This is a genomic window from Pseudomonas sp. JR33AA, from assembly GCF_021378985.1.
Taxonomy (GTDB): Bacteria; Pseudomonadota; Gammaproteobacteria; order Pseudomonadales; family Pseudomonadaceae; genus Aquipseudomonas; species Aquipseudomonas alloputida.
Genome location: NZ_JAJSAW010000003.1, coordinates 301061 through 319022 on the forward strand (window position 1 = coordinate 301061; position 17962 = coordinate 319022).

A 17962-nucleotide genomic window follows, 5' to 3' on the forward strand; every position below is an offset into this window, starting at 1 on the left:
GGATAGTCCTGGTTCTTGAAGCCATCACGATTTATTGCCTGGTCGTCCTGGGTGCTTTGCGCTGACAGCGGCCGCCCAACATGAGCAGTTTTCATGCAAATGGGCGACATGCGTAAAAACCGCGCAGCTTTGTTATGATTCGGCACCTTCTGTTATTCGCCCGACCAGGTAGTTCCTATGTCCGACCGCAGCGCTCGTCTCCAAGCACTCCAGAACGCACTCAAAGAGCGCATCCTGATCCTCGACGGCGGCATGGGTACTATGATCCAAAGCTACCGTCTGGAGGAACACGACTATCGTGGCACGCGTTTTGCCGATTGGCCAAGCGATGTAAAGGGTAACAACGATTTGTTGCTGCTTAGCCGCCCGGACGTGATCGCCGCCATCGAGAAGGCCTACCTGGATGCTGGTGCCGATATTCTCGAAACCAACACCTTCAACGCCACGCAGATTTCCCAGGCCGACTACGGCATGGAGTCGCTGGTGTACGAACTGAACGTCGAAGGCGCGCGCATCGCCCGCCAGGTTGCCGATGCCAAGACCCTGGAAACGCCGGACAAGCCGCGCTTCGTCGCCGGCGTGCTCGGCCCTACCAGCCGAACCTGCTCGATTTCCCCGGACGTCAACGACCCAGGGTTTCGCAACGTCACCTTCGACGAGTTGGTAGAAAACTACATCGAGGCCACCCGCGGCCTGATCGAAGGCGGCGCCGACCTGATCCTGATCGAAACCATCTTCGACACCCTCAACGCCAAGGCGGCGATCTTCGCCGTGCAGCAAGTGTTCGAGGACGACAAGGTCGAACTGCCGATCATGATCTCCGGCACCATCACCGACGCCTCCGGCCGCACCCTGTCGGGGCAGACCACCGAAGCGTTCTGGAACTCGGTGCGTCATGCCAAGCCGATTTCCGTGGGCCTGAACTGCGCCCTGGGCGCCAAGGACCTTCGCCCGTATCTGGAAGAGCTGGCCACCAAGGCCGACACCCACGTATCCGCCCACCCCAATGCCGGCCTGCCGAACGCCTTCGGTGAATACGACGAAACCCCGGCCGAGATGGCCGCGGTGGTCGAGGAGTTCGCCGCCAGCGGTTTCCTCAATATCATCGGCGGTTGCTGCGGCACCACCCCAGGCCACATCCAGGCCATTGCCGAAGCCGTGGCCAAGTACAAGCCGCGCGTGATCCCGCAAATCGCCAAGGCCTGCCGCCTGTCGGGCCTGGAACCGTTCACCATCGACCGCCAGTCGCTGTTCGTCAACGTCGGTGAGCGCACCAACATCACCGGTTCCGCCAAATTCGCCCGGCTGATCCGCGAAGAGAACTATACCGAAGCCCTGGAAGTCGCCCTGCAGCAGGTCGAGGCCGGCGCCCAGGTAATCGACATCAACATGGACGAAGGGATGCTCGACTCCCAGGCGGCCATGGTCCGGTTCCTCAACCTGATCGCGGGTGAGCCGGACATCTCGCGTGTACCGATCATGATCGACTCGTCCAAGTGGGAAGTGATCGAAGCCGGCCTCAAGTGCATCCAGGGCAAGGGCATCGTCAACTCCATTTCCATGAAGGAAGGCGTCGAGCAGTTCAAGCACCACGCCCGCCTGTGCAAGCGCTATGGCGCTGCCGTGGTGGTCATGGCCTTCGACGAAGTCGGCCAGGCCGACACGGCCGCGCGCAAGAAGGAAATCTGCCAGCGCAGCTATGACATCCTGGTCAACGAAGTGGGCTTCCCGCCAGAAGACATCATCTTCGACCCGAACATCTTCGCTGTCGCCACCGGTATCGAAGAACACAACAACTACGCCGTCGACTTCATCGAGGCCTGTGCCTATATCCGCGATCACCTGCCCCACGCCCTGAGCTCGGGCGGTGTGTCCAACGTGTCGTTCTCGTTCCGTGGCAACAACCCGGTGCGTGAGGCGATCCACTCGGTGTTCCTGTATCACGCGATCCAGAACGGCCTGACCATGGGTATCGTCAACGCCGGCCAACTGGAAATCTACGACGAGATCCCGGCCCAGCTGCGTGAAAAGGTCGAGGATGTGGTGCTCAACCGCACCCCCCATGGCACCGATGCACTGCTGGCCATCGCCGACGACTACAAGGGCGGCGGCGCAACCAAGGAAGTGGAAAACGAAGAGTGGCGCTCGCTGCCGGTGGAAAAACGCCTGGAGCATGCGCTGGTCAAGGGCATCACCGCGTTCATCGTCGAAGACACCGAAGAATGCCGCCAGCAGTGCGCGCGCCCCATCGAAGTGATCGAAGGCCCGCTGATGAACGGCATGAACGTGGTCGGTGACCTGTTCGGCGCGGGCAAGATGTTCCTGCCGCAGGTGGTCAAGTCGGCCCGCGTCATGAAACAGGCCGTTGCGCACCTGATCCCGTTCATCGAGGCCGAAAAAGGCGACAAGCCGGAAGCCAAGGGCAAGATCCTGATGGCCACGGTCAAGGGCGACGTGCACGACATCGGCAAGAACATTGTCGGCGTGGTGCTGGGCTGTAACGGATACGACATCGTCGACCTTGGCGTGATGGTGCCGGCGGAAAAGATCCTGCAAACGGCCCGCGAGCAGAAGTGCGACATCATTGGCCTGTCCGGCCTGATTACCCCATCGCTGGACGAAATGGTCCACGTTGCCCGCGAAATGCAGCGCCAAGGCTTCGAACTGCCGCTGATGATCGGTGGCGCCACCACCTCCAAGGCGCACACTGCGGTCAAGATCGAACCCAAGTACAGCAACGACGCGGTCATCTACGTCACCGACGCCTCGCGCGCGGTCGGCGTGGCCACCCAGTTGCTGTCCAAAGAGCTCAAACCAGGCTTCGTCGAGAAGACCCGCCTGGAATACGTGGACGTGCGCGAGCGCACCGCCAACCGCAGCGCCCGCACCGAGCGCCTCAGCTACGCCCAGGCGATCGCCGCCAAGCCGCAGTACGACTGGGCCGGCTACCAGCCAGCGGTGCCCTCCTTCACCGGCGTCAAGGTGCTGGAAGACATCGATTTGCGCACCCTGGCCGAGTACATCGACTGGACTCCGTTCTTCATCTCCTGGGACCTGGCCGGCAAGTTCCCGCGCATCCTCACCGACGAGGTGGTTGGCGAGGCTGCTACGGCGCTGTACAAGGATGCCCGCGAGATGCTCGACAAGCTGATCGACGAGAAGCTGATCAGCGCCCGTGCGGTATTCGGTTTCTGGCCGGCCAACCAGGTGGCCGATGACGACATCGAAGTCTACGGCGAAGATGGCCAGGCACTGGCCACCCTGCACCACCTGCGCCAGCAGACCATCAAGCCGGACGGCAAGCCCAACTGGTCGCTGGCCGACTTCGTCGCACCGAAAGACAGCGGCATTACCGACTACGTAGGTGGTTTCATCACCACCGCCGGCATCGGTGCCGAGGAAGTGGCCAAGGCTTACCAGGACAAGGGCGACGACTACAGCTCGATCATGGTCAAGGCCCTGGCCGACCGCCTGGCCGAAGCCTGTGCCGAATGGCTGCACGAGCAGGTGCGTAAAGAGCACTGGGGCTATGCCCGCGACGAACACCTGGACAACGAGGCGCTGATCAAGGAACAGTACAGCGGTATCCGCCCTGCGCCGGGCTACCCGGCCTGCCCCGACCACACCGAAAAGGAAACCCTGTTCCGCCTGCTCGATGGCACTGCCATCGGTGAAACCGGGCCAAGCGGGGTGTACCTCACCGAGCACTTTGCGATGTTCCCGGCGGCGGCGGTCAGCGGCTGGTACTTTGCCCACCCGCAGGCGAAGTATTTTGCCGTCGGCAAGGTCGACAAGGACCAGATTGAACGTTACAGCGCGCGTAAAGGCCAGGATATCAGCGTAAGCGAGCGCTGGCTGGCGCCTAACCTGGGGTATGACAGCTAAACGACTGCGCTGGCTTCTTCGCGGGCTCGTCCCCACAGGTATGGAACAGGCCGCAAGGGCCGTGATTTACCTGTAGGTGCGCGTTTACCCGCGAAGAAGCCGGCACGGGCAACCTCACAGCCATTGCCTACACTGTCCTTGATTGCCTCTGATTTCCCCAGGAGCCACCATGGACGATTCCAGCAAGGGCAAACCCCCGACCTTCTGGCAAATGCTGCACAGCATCCTCGCCGCCGCGTTCGGCGTGCAAAGCGGCAAAAACCGCGCACGCGATTTCACCCACGGCAAGGCCAGCCATTTCATTGCGCTAGGGGCGCTGTTCACCCTGGTGTTCATTGCGATATTGATCGGCCTGGTGCAATTGGCCCTGCACCTGACCCGCTAACCTGTGCCGGCCTCTTCGCGGGTGAACCCGCTCCTACAGCGGCCTGTGCCCAACCCCCGACCTGTGTCCACCACCGATCCGGTGTAGGAGCGGGTTTACCCGCGAATACGGCAGCGGCGGCAACGGTGAACGGCAGGTGGAAATTGGCCAGCAGGCCCGGCCCTTCGCGGGTGAACCCGCTCCTACATGCGGCCTGTGTCCAACCCCCGACCTGTGTGCACCACCAATCTGTTGTAGGAGCGGGTTTACCCGCGAATACGGTGGCGGCGGCAACGGTGAACGAAAGGTGGAGATTGGCCAGCAGGGCCGGCCCTTTCGCGGGTGAACCCGCTCCTACGACGGGACTACGCCATTCTCGAGGCAGATGTTCTCACAGCAAAGAGACGGGCACAGGCAATAATAAAGCGCCTGCGAGATTCCCTCCCGCAGGCGCCCTGCTACATCACGGTCTTGAGTTTCAAGTCACTGGTGGCTGACCCAATACACGGCAGTGACCACCACCAGAACGATCAGGCACAGGATCGCCCAGGCATCGACGCTGCTGTCAGCTTTGCGGACCTTGGTTGAGTTTCCCATTGCATTGCCTCTTGTAGTGGTTATGGGAATGCACTTCACCATCAGCAGTTAAGACGAGCAATGCCCTTCCCTCAAGCAGGGTCATTCAATATTCGACCGGTGACGCCAGAAACGGGTAACGGTAACCGGGCGGCCGCCCTTCGGCACTGTAACGCCGAAAATCGACGCCGTAATCGTCCCTATCCAACAGCTCCAGCCAACGCCTGGCCTTGGCCTGATCGATTTCCTGCAATACCGGAACACGGTGCTCGAGCAGGCCGTCGCGGTTCAACGCCAGCCCGTGGGCGTCATCGTGGAGCATCACCATGGCCCAACCACCAAGGGTGAAATGCCCACCCATCAGCACGCTCAAGCGCCCATCGATACGCGCGCGCAAGGCTTCGGGCGAGCTGTTGACGGCACCGAACAGCACGTCACGGCCCGGCGTGTAGCCGGCCTCCTCGAACGCTTGCATGGCACCAAAGGCCATCTGGTCATTGGCCGACCACACCAGGCGGGTGGCCGGGTAACGCTCCAGCAACTGCTGCGCTTGCTCGTAGGCGCGCTGACGGTTCCAGCCGCCGTATACCACTTGCCGCAAGCGCACCTGAGGGAAATCGGCCAAGGCGCGGCGCATGCCCTCAACGCGCAACTGCGAGGCCGGGGTGGTCTTGACCCCGGCAAAAGCCACCAGGTCCACCGGCCCGGCGTCGCGTGGCAGCTGTGCGAGCATCAGGTGCAACATCTGGAAGCCTGCCTGCTCGTCGTTGCTCATCAAGGTACCCAGGGGCTCGGCATACTTGTCGGGCTGGGCCTCGATGCTCAGGCGCTGGCTATCGGTCAGGCCATTGTTGACCAGCAGCAACTTCACCCCGGTGCCGCGCGACAGCCGCAGGATTTCCGGTGCCACGTACTGCTCGTTGACCAGCACCAGGTAATCCGGCCGCTGCGGCGCGCTCAGGATAGCCCGGGCCTGGGTCAGTGCCAGGTCGGCTCGGCGCTCGCTGTATTGCACCTGCAGGGTCATGCCCAGCTCGTCTGCGGCGGCCTGCATGAAGCGGGTGTAGCTGGTCCAGAATGTCTCGGTGGACAGCCCCGGGTTGAGGAACACCACCGAAGCCGGTTGCGCATTTGCCACCAGTGGCAAGGCAAGGCACAAGTTTTGGCACAGGGCCTTGAGCATGGGGTCACATCTCTGCGAAGCAAACACCGGATTATAAACGCCTGGCGATGCTCAGCGCACAAATGGCAGTCAATCTCACATAGTCCATTTGGTTCTTTTCATATGCAAAAACATCACTTTAGCGCATAAACGCAACCTGCTATCGTTCCCCGGCTCCGTACCGGAGTGCGCGGCCGTGCGCGCGAATAGCTGCATGCCTGAGACAGGACTTTTATGTACGTATACGACGAGTACGATCAGCGGATCATCGAGGACCGCGTCAAGCAGTTCCGTGATCAGACCCGCCGCTACCTGGCCGGTGAGCTGAGCGAAGAAGAATTCCGCCCTCTGCGCCTGCAGAACGGCCTATACATCCAACGTTTCGCGCCGATGCTGCGTGTAGCGGTGCCGTACGGCCAGCTGAACGCCAACCAGGTCCGCACCCTGGCCAAGATCGCGCGCGACTATGACAAGGGCTATGCCCACATTTCCACCCGCCAGAACGTGCAGTTCAACTGGCCGGCGCTGGAAGACATCCCTGATATCCTCGCCGAGCTGGCCACCGTGCAGATGCACGCGATCCAGACCAGCGGCAACTGCCTGCGCAACACCACCACCGACCAGTTCGCCGGTGTGGCCGCAGACGAAGTCATCGACCCGCGCCCGTGGTGTGAAATCGTCCGTCAGTGGACTACCTTCCACCCGGAATTCGCCTACCTGCCACGCAAGTTCAAGATCGCCATCAACGGCTCGCAGGAAGACCGCGCCGCCATCGAAGTGCACGACATTGGCCTGGAGCCGGTGCGCAACGCTGCCGGTGAACTGGGCTTCCGTGTGCTGGTCGGTGGCGGCCTTGGCCGTACCCCGGTGGTGGGCTCGTTCATCAACGAGTTCCTGCCATGGCAGGACCTGATCAGCTACCTCGACGCCATCCTGCGCGTGTACAACCGTTACGGTCGCCGTGACAACAAGTACAAGGCGCGGATCAAGATTCTGGTCAAGGCCCTTACCCCGGAAGTGTTCGCCGAAAAGGTCGAGGCCGAAATGGTCCACCTGCGTGGCGGCAGCACCACCCTGACCGAGGCTGAAGTACAGCGCGTCTCGCGCCACTTCGTCGACCCGGAGTATCTCGCACTCGACAACGTCGACTACACCGCCGTTGATGCCGAGTACCCAGGGTTCGCCCGCTGGCGCTCGCGCAACACCCGCGCCCACAAGCGCCCGGGCTACGTGGCTGTTACCCTGTCACTCAAGCCTACCGGTGTTGCCCCGGGCGACGTGACCGACAAGCAGCTGGACGCCGTGGCCGACCTGGCCGAACGCTACAGCTTCGGCTTCCTGCGCACCTCGCACGAGCAGAACATCATCCTCGCCGACGTCGAGCAGCGCCAGCTGCACGCGCTGTGGCTGGAACTGCGCGAAGGCGGCTTCGCCACCCCGAACATCGGCCTGCTGACCGACATCATCTGCTGCCCGGGTGGCGACTACTGCTCGCTGGCCAACGCCAAGTCGATCCCGATTGCCGAGTCCATCCAGCGCCGCTTCGACGACCTGGACTACCTGTTCGACATCGGCGAAATCGACCTGAACATCTCTGGCTGCATGAACGCCTGCGGCCACCACCACGTGGGCCACATCGGCATCCTCGGCGTGGACAAGAAGGGTGAGGAGTTCTACCAGGTGTCGCTGGGCGGTAACGCCGCACGCGGCGCAAGCCTGGGCAAGATCCTTGGCCCGTCCTTCGCGCAGGATGACATGGCCGATGTGATCGAGAAGCTGATCGCCGTGTACGTGGAACAACGTACCGAGGAAGAGCGTTTCATCGACACCTACCAGCGTATCGGCATCGACCCCTTCAAGGAACGCGTCTATGCAGCGAATCATTAAGAACAACCAGATCGTCGACGAAACCTGGCACCTGCTGCCCAAGGAAACCTCGTTCGACGAGCTGACCAACTGCGACGACTACATCGTGCCGCTGCAAATGTGGCGCGACCATGCCCACGTGCTCAAGGCCCGCGATGGCGGCCTGGGTGTATGGCTGGACAGCGACCAGGAAGCCGAGGAAATCGGTGAAGACGTGCACCACTTCCAGGTCATCGCCCTGAACTTCCCGGCATTCACCGACGGCCGCAGCTACTCCAATGCGCGCCTGCTGCGTGACCGCTACAAGTTCAAAGGCGAACTGCGCGCCATCGGCGATGTGCTGCGCGACCAGCTGTTCTTCATGGCCCGCTGCGGCTTCGACGCATTCGCCATCCGTGCCGACAAGGACCCGGAAGACGCGCTGCAAAGCCTGAAGGACTTCTCGGTGACCTACCAGGCCGCCACCGACGAGCCGCTGCCGCTGTTCCGCCGCCGCTGATCGTCCTGCCCCAGCGAACAGCCCGCCGCTCGGCGGGCTGTTTCGTTCACAGGCCGTGGCGCTGAATTGCCTCACGGCTCAATTCAAGCAGAAGCTGGCGTTTCGCGACCTCACGCCTGACGCGATAGGTCAGGTAATCCTCAACGGGATCGTTAGAAAAGTAATCAGCAATATGCCGCGCCGCAATCGCGTTGACTTTGTCCAGACGGAACAATGAACGCCCCAGCCTGACCAGCGCTCGCTCCTTCTGCAACCCAGTACCAGCCGTTCCGGTACCCTCCAGGGGGGTTATGGCCCCCAACCAGGCGTCGACCTGGCCCTGCGCGCGCTGTTGGCGCAAAGCAGCGGCGCCCAGCCCTGTCAGCTCTTGGGCAGACGCGCGCTTGAGCCAGCCTGGCAACTGACGGGCAATCAGCGCATCGATGGAATCGGCAGGTATTACGGAAGGGGTCATGGGCAGCCTCAACGCTTGTTAAAAAAGCGCTAGCTGAACAAGGTTCCAGTCCCCTCGGGCCCTATTTATGTAGTGAATGCACAGCTTGAAAATGCATTTGTGCCTACAGGTCAAATGACTTTGGCGCCGCAGCGGATTATTCGCTGCCGTTCAAACCTGCACACTGGGCACCACATGATCCTCCCCCCTATTCAGGAGCAACCCCCCATGAGCGTTCCTTCCTTCGGCCTCGGCACCTTCCGCCTCACCGGCCAAACCGTCATCGACTCGGTCAAGTCTGCCCTGGCAGTCGGCTACCGCGCCATCGATACCGCCCAGATCTACAAGAACGAAGCCGAAGTGGGCCAGGCCATTGCCGAAAGCGGCGTGCCGCGCAGCGAGCTGTTCATCACCACCAAGATCTGGGTCGACAACTATGCCGCCGACAAGTTGATCCCCAGCCTGCGTGACAGCTTGCAGAAACTGCGCACCGACTATGTCGACCTGCTGCTGATCCACTGGCCGGCGCCGGGCAACGGCGTAGAGCTGCCCGAGTACATGAAGGCCCTGGCCGATGCCAAGCAGCACGGCCTGGCTCGCCAGATCGGCGTTTCCAACTTCAACATCGAGCTGACCAGGCAAGCCATTGCCGTGGTCGGTAAAGGGGAAATAGCCACCAACCAGATCGAGCTCAGCCCCTACCTGCAGAACAGCAAGCTGACCGCGTTCCTCAAGGAACAAGGGATCACCGTCACCTCGTACATGACCCTGGCCTACGGCAAAGTGCTGAAAGACCCGGTGCTGGCCCAGATCGCCGCCAAGCACAAGGCTACCGTCGCCCAGGTTGCCCTGGCCTGGGCCTTGCAACTGGGCTATGCCGTGATCCCGTCGTCGACCAAGCGTGAAAACCTGGCCAGCAACCTGCTTGCCCGTGGCCTGAAGCTGGACACCGACGATATGGCACGCATCGCCGAGCTGGAGCGCAATGGCCGCGAGGTCAGCCCTGACGGCCTGGCGCCAACCTGGGACTGACACCGATGACTGCTCAAGCAATGAGACCCGGCCGCGTGCTCTTCGCGCTGGCCATTGGCGCCTTTGGCATCGGTACTACCGAGTTCACCCCAATGGGGCTACTGCCGGTCATCGCCCAGGGCGTACAGGTGAGCATCCCCAGCGCCGGCATGCTGATCACCGCCTATGCCATTGGTGTGATGGTCGGCGCGCCGATCATGACCTTGCTGTTCAGCCGCTTCGGGAAGCGCGCTGCACTGATGGCGCTGATGGCCATCTTCACCCTTGGCAACCTGCTGTCGTCACTGTCGCCGGACTACTACACCCTGCTCGCTTCGCGACTGGTCACCAGCCTCAACCATGGGGCGTTCTTTGGCCTGGGAGCCGTGGTGGCAGCCAGCGTGGTGCCCAGAGAGAAACAGGCCAGCGCCGTGGCCACCATGTTCATGGGCCTGACCATCGCGAACATCGGCGGCGTGCCGGCCGCCACCTGGATTGGCCAGCAGATCGGCTGGCGCATGGCATTTGCCGGTACCGCCGTACTTGGCCTGCTGGCCATGGCCGCGCTGTGGTGCGCCCTGCCCAAGGGTGAACGCGGCAGCGTGCCGCACGTGCGCAAGGAACTGGCGGTCATTGCCCGCCCCAGCGTGCTGCTGGCCATGGCCACCACCGTGCTCGGTGCCGGTGCCATGTTCACCTTGTACACCTACGTGGCGCCGGTGCTGGCCGAACTGACCGGTGCCTCGGACAGCTTCGTAACCTTGGGGCTGGTACTCATCGGGGTTGGCTTCACCCTTGGCAACAGCCTGGGCGGCCGGCTGGCCGACTGGTCGCTGGATGGCGCGGCAAAAATCTTCCTCGCCGTGCTGGCGCTGATCATGCTGCTGATGCCCCTGGTACTGGGTAGTCACATCGGCGCTGCCATCGCCCTGCTGGTCTGGGGCATGTTCACCTTCGCCGTGGTACCGCCGCTGCAAATGCGCGTCATGACTGCCGCCATCGAAGCGCCAGGCCTGGCATCGTCGATCAACGTGGGTGCGTTCAACCTGGGTAACGCCGTGGGCGCGGCGCTGGGTGGTGCGGTTATCAGCCTGAACCTGGGCTACGCCGCCGTGCCAATGGCCGGAGGTGTGCTGGCGGCGGCGGGTCTGTTGCTGGTATGGCTGGGCGGGCGCAACAAGGTCGCCGGCAAGACCGCAGCCGATATGGCCTGAAGGCAATCACCTGCAGGAACGCCTCCGTTCTCCTGTCAGGCGGTGGGCACGGATGCCCGAATCGCGACATTGGCTGCCTGTTCGGCGTGAGACAGGCACCCTCGGCACTGGATAACCTGCTGCGGCAATGCCTTGCTCCCTTGCCATAGAAGAACCTTGCCCATGACAACTTCCGCCGCCTCCGTAGCCGCCGCCACGCCTGCCGACCAGCCTCAGGGCTTTGTCGTGCGCATCGTCGGCGCTGCCGCATTCGCCCACCTGCTCAATGACCTGATTCAAGCCGTACTGCCGTCGATCTACCCCATGCTGAAAAGCGATTTCGCGCTGAGCTTCGCCCAGATCGGCTGGATCGCCTTGGTGTATCAGGTGACCGCTTCCCTGCTGCAACCTTGGATCGGCCTGTTCACCGACAAACACCCGCAACCCTACCTGCTGCCTGCCGGCATGTTGGTGACGCTGTTGGGCATCGCCCTGCTCGCCTTTGCCGGCAGCTATGAAATGCTGCTGGTGGCCGCCGCCGTGGTCGGCGTGGGTTCGGCCACCTTTCACCCAGAGGCCTCGCGGGTCGCCAGGATGGCCTCCGGCGGGCGCTTCGGGACCGCGCAATCAACCTTCCAGGTCGGCGGAAATACCGGCTCGGCCCTCGGCCCACTGCTCACCGCTGCCATCATCATTCCGCACGGCCAACCGGCCATTGCCTGGTTCATGCTGGCCGCTGCGCTGGCTGTTCTGGTGCTGCTGCGGGTGACGGGCTGGAGCGTGCGCCACGGCCAGGCCCGGCTCAAGCGCTTCGCGGGCCAACAGGCCCCCGGCCTGTCGCGGGGTGCCATGTGGCGCGCTGTGGTGGTGATCGCCGTGCTGATGTTCGCCAAGTTTGTCTACATCGCTTCGTTCACCAACTTCTTCACCTTCTACCTGATCGAGCATTTCGGCCTGAGTGTGCAGCACAGCCAGCTGTACCTGTTCGTGTTCCTCGCAGCCGTTGCGCTGGGCACCTTTGCCGGTGGCCCGGTGGGTGATCGCATCGGGCGCAAGGCCGTGATCTGGGTCTCGTTCCTCGGTGTGGCGCCCTTCGCCCTGGCCCTGCCCCATGCCAACCTCGCCTGGACAGCCGTGCTGGCGGTGGCCATCGGCCTGGTGATGTCCTCAGCATTCGCTGCCCTGGTGGTGTATGCCCAGGAGGCGGTGCCGGGCCGGGTCGGCATGGTGTCGGGGGTGATGTTCGGGCTGATGTTCGGCATCAGCGGCATAGGTGCTGCGGGCCTGGGCGCACTGGCCGACCGGCATGGCATCGAATGGGTGTACCAGGCCATTGCGTTTCTGCCGCTGCTCGGGTTGGCCACGGCCTTGCTACCGGCCACCCGCTCACGGGCCCGCCCTGGCCGTTGCTGCTAAAGTGGCGCTGCCAGGCTGCATCTAGTAAGAGGTCACGATGGTAAAACCGCAGCGTGAATTGCTGGTGGAGGTCGATGAGTGGACCTGGGAAGTGGGTAGCCGTGCGACAGACTACCCAAGCGACTGGTTCATCGAGCCCCATCGCCATACCAAGCATCAACTGATCTATGCCATCAAGGGCCTGATGATCGTCGAGTCCGGAAGCGAATGCTGGACGGTGCCACCCAGCCGCGGTGTGTGGATGCCTTGCGGCCAGGTGCATGCCATTCGCTGTGTCGGTGACGTGAAGATGCGCAGTGTGTTCGTGCGCGTCGACGCGGCAACGGGCTTGCCCCTGCAGAGCAAGGCCATCAGCATCTCGCCCTTGCTCAGCGAACTGATCAAGGCCTCGGTAGGCTTCACCGCACCGTTTGCCGAGGACTCGCGCGAAGCCCGGGTCATGCGCCTGATCCTCGACGAAATCTGCGTACTGCCGACCTTGCCGCTGAAGCTGTCGCAACCCAGCGACCAGCGCCTGCGGGTGATCTGCACGGCACTGCATGAGCGGCCCGACGATAACGCCACCGTTGCCAACTGGGGTGTGCAACTGGGGGTGGACGAAAAGACCATCCAGCGGTTGTTCCGCAAGGAAACCGGCATGACCTTCGGCCAGTGGCGCCAGCAGGCGCGGCTGATGCAGGCACTGGAGCGCATTGCCCTGGGCGAGCGAATCATCGATGTGGCGGGCGCGTTGGGCTATGACAGCCCAAGTGCCTTCGCCAGCATGTTCAAGCGCCAGTTCGGTACTACGCCCAGTCAGTTCTTCAAATAACCTGAAGGTCCCACATTTACCGGCCGCAGGCTCGCGGCATAGCGGCTGCCCGCCAACGGCTCGCCCTGCCCGTTCTTGCACAGCATCCCTGCCAAGCCGTATACAGTACCCCTACAACAATGCCCGCAAAGGAGCCCGGCACATGACCGTGACGCTGTCCCCCCTGCAGATCGACTGCGATTTCGACTCCGGCAACATACAGGTACTGGATGCCAGCAACCCGGCCCAGGTACACCTGGCCATTCGCCCGGACACCCACAGCGGCCACTACCAGTGGTTCCACTTCAAGGTCAGCGGGCTCACGCCGGGGCAGGTCCATCGCTTCAGCCTGGACAACGCTTCTGGCTCCTCGTACAAGAACGCGTGGAGCGGCTACAACGCTGTGGCCAGCTACGACCAGCAGCGCTGGTTCCGCGTGCCCAGCCAGTTCGACGGTACGGCGCTATCGTTCGAGGTCAAGGCTGAACAGGACCAGATCTGGTTCGCCTACTTCGAACCCTACCCGCGTGCCCGCCACAACCAGCTGATCGAACGTGCCCGCCAACTCCCGGGGGTCGAGTTGCTGGCCAGCGGCCGCAGTATCCAGGGCCGCGATATCCCGCTGCTGCGGGCAGGCGACGGTGCCGAAGGCAAGCGCAAGCTGTGGCTGATTGCCCAGCAGCACCCGGGCGAGCACATGGCCGAATGGTTCATGGAAGGCGTGATCGACCGCCTGCAGGCCAACGACGCAGTGATCCAGCAATTGCTGGCCAAGGCCGACCTTTACCTGATCCCCAACATGAACCCCGACGGCGCCTTCCTCGGCCACCTGCGCACCAATTTCAAGGGCAAGGACCTCAACCGTGCCTGGCAGGACGCCAGCGTCGAATTCAGCCCGGAAGTGTTCTTTGCACAGGCGCAGATGAAGCAGTACGGTGTGGATGCCTTCATCGACGTGCACGGTGACGAAGAGATCCCGCACGTGTTCACGGCCGCATGCGAGGGCAACCCGGGTTACACCCCTCGGCTGGCCAAGCTCGAAGAGCAGTTTCGCAGCACCTTGTGCAGCCTGACCCGCGACTTCCAGACGGTGCATGGCTATACCCGTGACGAACCCGGGCAGGCGAACACGACGCTGGCCTGCAATGCGGTGGGCATGGCACATGACTGCCTGTCACTGACGCTGGAGATGCCGTTCAAGGACCATGACGACGCGCCCGATGCAGTCACTGGGTGGTCGGGGGCGCGCTCGAAGGCACTGGCCGGGGCGGTGCTGGAGACCCTGGCAAGCATGGTCGGCGATTTGCGCTGAACCTCGTCTTGCGCAGCCCCTGCAGGAGCAGCCCGTCGCGACACGCGGCGGCTCCTTCGGGGGTATCAACCGCCGGAAGGACGACAGGTTCAGAATTGCACATCCAGTATCACACTGTCGGTATAGGTCGCAGCCGGCGGTGTCGCCTGATCGGTATAGACCTTGGCGTTGTAATTGAACACCTGGCTACCCGTGCCGGTACCCACGCCGGGGTTGATGTCGGCATCGGTGCTCGAACGCCTGGCAGCCCCTGACGGCCCCCAGCGCACGGTGCCGGCACTTTTGAAAATGTCATAGGCCAGGTAGTTGTTGGCCGAAGACTTCATCCGCCGCCGCCCACCAGACACGTTCTGCCCGTCACCCAGCCCTACCGTGTAGCTGCTGCCCTTGGTGCATGACACGTTTATGCCCTGGCTTACCGTGCCGAACCCCGCCACCACCGGCGCACTGGCGAAACTGATGTCAGGGGTGGTGATCTGGCAATCGTTGGTTACCGTCAGGCTCACGTTCAAGGTCTGGCTACCCGAGTTAATGTCGCGCCCAAGGCACACTCCTAACGCGCCAATGCCCGAGCAATAATCCCAGCTCCAGGCCACGGTCAGAGCCTCTTGATACAACCCGGCCGCGACATTGCTGCCCACCTGGGTGCGCATGTAGATCGGCACCGCCTTGGGCGTGGTACCCCCGAGCAGCCCCAGCACGTCGAGGATACCGTTGCGGGCGAAGTCGTAGGCCACACCCCGGGTAATCGGGTAGCGGGTGGTGTTGTCGGCATAGAGTGTGTAGGGAATGACATCGCCTGTCGGGCCGACCAGCCCGCCCGAAGCGGGCGTGATCGTGGCGTAGAAATGGTCACCGCTGCTGAGCACGGTCAGTAGCGAACCGGTGCACTGCAACCCTGAGTTGAGGCTGGAAGCCGTCTGTACCGTGGTGCGAACCTGCGTCGAATTAAGGCTGCCAAACGCTGCCGGCAACGTGGCCACCGACGAGCAAAGCGCCCAGGCCGTGCCGCTCGGCAACAGCAGCACGCTCGCCACTAGGCCCCGCCGCCAGGCATTCATCGGCACACCAACGGACCAATCAAAGGGACCGAGCCTTGCGCTTCGGGCAGGTCGAACGCCACTTCGCAATGCCCACCGCCTTCAAGCGCCACTTGAAGGCGGTTATGCGACGACAGGTTCTCCAGGTACACCAACCCGTCCCACCCCACCACCGCCTGGGTGCCACTCTCTGCGTGGGTCACACGGCTACCGAGCTTGAGCACCTGCTGGTTGCCATCCACCAATTCGACACTGGCCGCCATGACGCGCTTGAGGGGGAATTCCAGCAAGTAGCCACTGCCCCGTCGTACCGCCACACGTTGCTCAACGTCCGGCGCGAGCACATCCGGTGGCAGGTTCATGGGGTCGATCTCGTATTTGCCCCGGTAGTAACCGCTGCTGTAAGGCACCAGCAAGTGCCCCTTGGCATCGGTACGGCCGATCTCCTGGTTTTCGTAACGCACCGGCACATCGGCGTAATCTGCGGTGCTGACCACCACGAAGGCATCATCGATACGATTGGCGGCGAACACGCCGGCATCCATCCACACCAGAGAACCACTGGCATCTGCCCAGCGGGTCATCTCGCCGCTGCTGCCATACACACCGGCCTGCAATTGCACCGACTGCAGGCGCCAGGTGACGTCGGCCTGGCGATAGGCATCACGGTCGCTGCCTGCGGCATAGCCCAGGTTGTAACCAACACCCACACCCGCTGGCACTGCACGGCTGTAGTTGACCCGTTGCAGGGTCTCGCCTTCACTGCTGCGTTCCATGCTCAGCGCCAGGGTGCCGTGCAGGTCGAACGGGATCACCAGTTGCGCCTGCACCGCCCACTGGTTGTCACCCACTTCCCGGTTGGCCGACAGGTACACACTGCTGCTGCCCCACAGTGGCTTGCTGTAGCTCAGGTTGATCAACCGGGTACGCGTACCGTCACCGGCACGCACGTCGAAGTAGCCAGCGCCAATGCTGCCGTACTGGCTCAGGTTGAAACTGACGGTAACCTGTTCGCTGCTTCTGCTCAGTTGCATGTCCGGGGAGCCCACCCGGCTCAGGTCGGCATAATCGCCATGGCGTTGCAGGCGCTGGTAACCAAAGCCGATGCGCTGGCTGTTGTACTGGTAGCCAAGGGCGACCTGGTGGCCCTTTTCGCTGTCGAACCGGCTTTGCGCCAAGGCGGCATTGAGCACGCCGAAATTGCCCACGCGCATGTTGCCACCCAGCCCCCCCAGCATCAGCGACTCAGCCGTTTCGACGTGGGTTTCCAGGGTGAATATGTCACTCAGCCCATAGCGCAGGCTGCCCGAGGCAATACCCGGCCCATAGCTGAAATCACGTACGCCGTAATCACGGCGCAGGCTGCCGGCGGCCACCGAATAGTCCGACAGGCCCTTCTGCAGCAGGCTGCTGGTGACATAGAACGGCAAGGTGGTCGACACCTGCCGGCCAAGGGCATCAGTGGTGACCACCACCGCCTCCCCGGCACCGTTGATGAACGGCACGTTGGTCAGGGTGTACGGGCCTGGCTGCAGTTCGGTGGTACTGGACTTGAAACCGTTGATGAACAGGTCGAGCGACGTTGGCACCGCCGCTTCGCCGGCGAACGCAGGCAACGGGTAAGTGACAAGATCCGGACGTGCAGCGAAGTCGCGTGACAACTGCACCCCGCCCACTCGCACCGAACTGCTCCAGGGCAACGCGCCCGTCACGAAGTCACCGGCTTCGTAGGTCAGCAGGTGCTGCTCGTCGGTGAAGCGCCAGGTGGTGTCGTAACGCATGAAGCCCCGGCGCGTATCGTCCGCCTGTGCGCCATTGAAAGACTGGCGCCACTGCCCGGTACTGGAAAAGGTACCCCAGCTGTCAAACAGGCGCAGCTCGTTCCAGGCGGCCAGGTAGGTGCCGCCTTCATCGGTGTCGTTGAGATACAGGTCGTAGTTGAACAAGGCACCGAAACTGCTGCGCGCATCGCTGGCCGGGTAGAGGTTGCGATCACCCACTTGCTGGTCTGGCAACCAGGCCGGCGGCACCTGCAGCAGCAGGCGCTGGTTTTGACTGTCGTAGTCGGTGTGCAGCCCCGCGATGCTTTCCAGGGCCACCTCACCCTGGGGGTTGCCCGGCAGCGAGACGCCGGCTGCTCGCAATATGTCACTGTCCAGGTACAGCTGCCCGGCCCGCTGCTGCACCGGTATCAATTCAACCCTGGGCATCTGGTTCACCACCAGGTCGAGGTAAAGGGTGGCCTCGGCGATGGCGGACATCTCCGTGGGCGGCGGGGGCAAGTCGTCGGCCAGCGCGAGCGCGGGGCTGACCATGACCAGCCCCAGGCACCAGCAGCAGGTCGTCGCCGGGCGCCTTTTCACACACGGTTTCCAACCATTGCCGGGGCCTCCTTGGTCCCTGCACTTCATGCGG

13 protein-coding genes are annotated in these 17962 nt (G+C 62.9%); 9 read left to right on the forward strand and 4 right to left on the reverse strand.

Features of this window, described 5'->3' with window-relative positions; genetic code table 11:
• Nucleotides 1-177 precede the first annotated feature (177 nt).
• Together metH and LVS58_RS07600 are read left to right on the forward strand one after the other, a co-directional pair.
• Entirely contained in the window at nt 178-3885 is a 3708-nt protein-coding gene (gene metH / locus LVS58_RS07595; protein WP_233690533.1) for a methionine synthase, read from the forward strand.
• Between the two features lie 169 nt (nt 3886-4054).
• Complete coding sequence (locus LVS58_RS07600; RefSeq protein WP_233690534.1) at nt 4055-4270, forward strand: DUF2970 domain-containing protein; 216 nt, start codon at nt 4055-4057, stop codon at nt 4268-4270.
• Nucleotides 4271-4931: 661 nt separating this feature from the next.
• Here LVS58_RS07600 and LVS58_RS07605 read toward each other — a convergent pair.
• Nucleotides 4932-6008: an ABC transporter substrate-binding protein gene (locus tag LVS58_RS07605; RefSeq protein WP_233690535.1), complete on the reverse strand. Its 1077-nt coding sequence runs from the start codon at nt 6006-6008 to the stop codon at nt 4932-4934.
• 213 nt (nt 6009-6221) lie between these two features.
• On the opposite strand from LVS58_RS07605, the gene LVS58_RS07610 reads away from it, so the two are divergent.
• Both LVS58_RS07610 and LVS58_RS07615 read left to right on the forward strand, forming a co-directional pair.
• Nucleotides 6222-7874, forward strand: a complete 1653-nt coding sequence (locus LVS58_RS07610; protein ID WP_233690536.1) for a nitrite/sulfite reductase — start codon at nt 6222-6224, stop codon at nt 7872-7874.
• Nucleotides 7858-8352, forward strand: coding sequence for a DUF934 domain-containing protein (locus tag LVS58_RS07615; RefSeq protein ID WP_003250391.1), 495 nt, complete (start codon nt 7858-7860; stop codon nt 8350-8352). Before LVS58_RS07610 ends, LVS58_RS07615 begins: the two co-directional genes overlap by 17 nt.
• Nucleotides 8353-8398: 46 nt before the next feature.
• Here the strand turns inward: LVS58_RS07615 and LVS58_RS25235 are convergent, their stop codons facing one another.
• Nucleotides 8399-8806, reverse strand: coding sequence for an NEL domain-containing protein (locus LVS58_RS25235; protein WP_233690537.1), 408 nt, complete (start codon nt 8804-8806; stop codon nt 8399-8401).
• A gap of 207 nt (nt 8807-9013) precedes the next feature.
• On the opposite strand from LVS58_RS25235, the gene dkgB reads away from it, so the two are divergent.
• From dkgB to LVS58_RS07645, 5 genes are all read left to right on the forward strand, one after another.
• On the forward strand, nt 9014-9817 hold the full coding sequence (gene dkgB / locus LVS58_RS07625; RefSeq protein WP_233690538.1) for a 2,5-didehydrogluconate reductase DkgB: 804 nt from the start codon (nt 9014-9016) through the stop codon (nt 9815-9817).
• 20 nt (nt 9818-9837) lie between these two features.
• Complete coding sequence (locus LVS58_RS07630; protein WP_233690615.1) at nt 9838-11010, forward strand: MFS transporter; 1173 nt, start codon at nt 9838-9840, stop codon at nt 11008-11010.
• Nucleotides 11011-11172: 162 nt separating this feature from the next.
• On the forward strand, nt 11173-12405 hold the full coding sequence (locus LVS58_RS07635; RefSeq protein WP_233690539.1) for an MFS transporter: 1233 nt from the start codon (nt 11173-11175) through the stop codon (nt 12403-12405).
• Between the two features lie 37 nt (nt 12406-12442).
• Nucleotides 12443-13216, forward strand: coding sequence for an AraC family transcriptional regulator (locus tag LVS58_RS07640; RefSeq protein WP_233690540.1), 774 nt, complete (start codon nt 12443-12445; stop codon nt 13214-13216).
• 142 nt (nt 13217-13358) lie between these two features.
• Entirely contained in the window at nt 13359-14507 is a 1149-nt protein-coding gene (locus tag LVS58_RS07645; RefSeq protein WP_233690541.1) for a M14 family metallopeptidase, read from the forward strand.
• Between the two features lie 89 nt (nt 14508-14596).
• On the opposite strand, the gene LVS58_RS07650 is transcribed toward LVS58_RS07645, so the two are convergent.
• On the reverse strand, nt 14597-15568 hold the full coding sequence (locus LVS58_RS07650) for a Csu type fimbrial protein (RefSeq protein WP_233690542.1): 972 nt from the start codon (nt 15566-15568) through the stop codon (nt 14597-14599).
• Complete coding sequence (locus tag LVS58_RS07655) at nt 15565-17862, reverse strand: fimbria/pilus outer membrane usher protein (protein ID WP_233690543.1); 2298 nt, start codon at nt 17860-17862, stop codon at nt 15565-15567. The genes LVS58_RS07650 and LVS58_RS07655 overlap by 4 nt, the downstream gene beginning before the upstream one ends.
• Nucleotides 17863-17962: the final 100 nt, after the last annotated feature.

Excerpts from the sequence above, each read along its gene's own strand:
- metH (WP_233690533.1), top strand. The coding sequence starts at position 178 with ATGTCCGACCGCAGCGCTCGTCTCCAAGCACTCCAGAACGCACTCAAA.
- LVS58_RS07600 (WP_233690534.1), top strand. The coding sequence starts at position 4,055 with ATGGACGATTCCAGCAAGGGCAAACCCCCGACCTTCTGGCAAATGCTG.
- LVS58_RS07605 (WP_233690535.1), bottom strand. The coding sequence starts at position 6,008 with ATGCTCAAGGCCCTGTGCCAAAACTTGTGCCTTGCCTTGCCACTGGTG.
- LVS58_RS07610 (WP_233690536.1), top strand. The coding sequence starts at position 6,222 with ATGTACGTATACGACGAGTACGATCAGCGGATCATCGAGGACCGCGTC.
- LVS58_RS07615 (WP_003250391.1), top strand. The coding sequence starts at position 7,858 with ATGCAGCGAATCATTAAGAACAACCAGATCGTCGACGAAACCTGGCAC.
- LVS58_RS25235 (WP_233690537.1), bottom strand. The coding sequence starts at position 8,806 with ATGACCCCTTCCGTAATACCTGCCGATTCCATCGATGCGCTGATTGCC.
- dkgB (WP_233690538.1), top strand. The coding sequence starts at position 9,014 with ATGAGCGTTCCTTCCTTCGGCCTCGGCACCTTCCGCCTCACCGGCCAA.
- LVS58_RS07630 (WP_233690615.1), top strand. The coding sequence starts at position 9,838 with ATGAGACCCGGCCGCGTGCTCTTCGCGCTGGCCATTGGCGCCTTTGGC.
- LVS58_RS07635 (WP_233690539.1), top strand. The coding sequence starts at position 11,173 with ATGACAACTTCCGCCGCCTCCGTAGCCGCCGCCACGCCTGCCGACCAG.
- LVS58_RS07640 (WP_233690540.1), top strand. The coding sequence starts at position 12,443 with ATGGTAAAACCGCAGCGTGAATTGCTGGTGGAGGTCGATGAGTGGACC.
- LVS58_RS07645 (WP_233690541.1), top strand. The coding sequence starts at position 13,359 with ATGACCGTGACGCTGTCCCCCCTGCAGATCGACTGCGATTTCGACTCC.
- LVS58_RS07650 (WP_233690542.1), bottom strand. The coding sequence starts at position 15,568 with ATGAATGCCTGGCGGCGGGGCCTAGTGGCGAGCGTGCTGCTGTTGCCG.
- LVS58_RS07655 (WP_233690543.1), bottom strand. The coding sequence starts at position 17,862 with ATGGTCAGCCCCGCGCTCGCGCTGGCCGACGACTTGCCCCCGCCGCCC.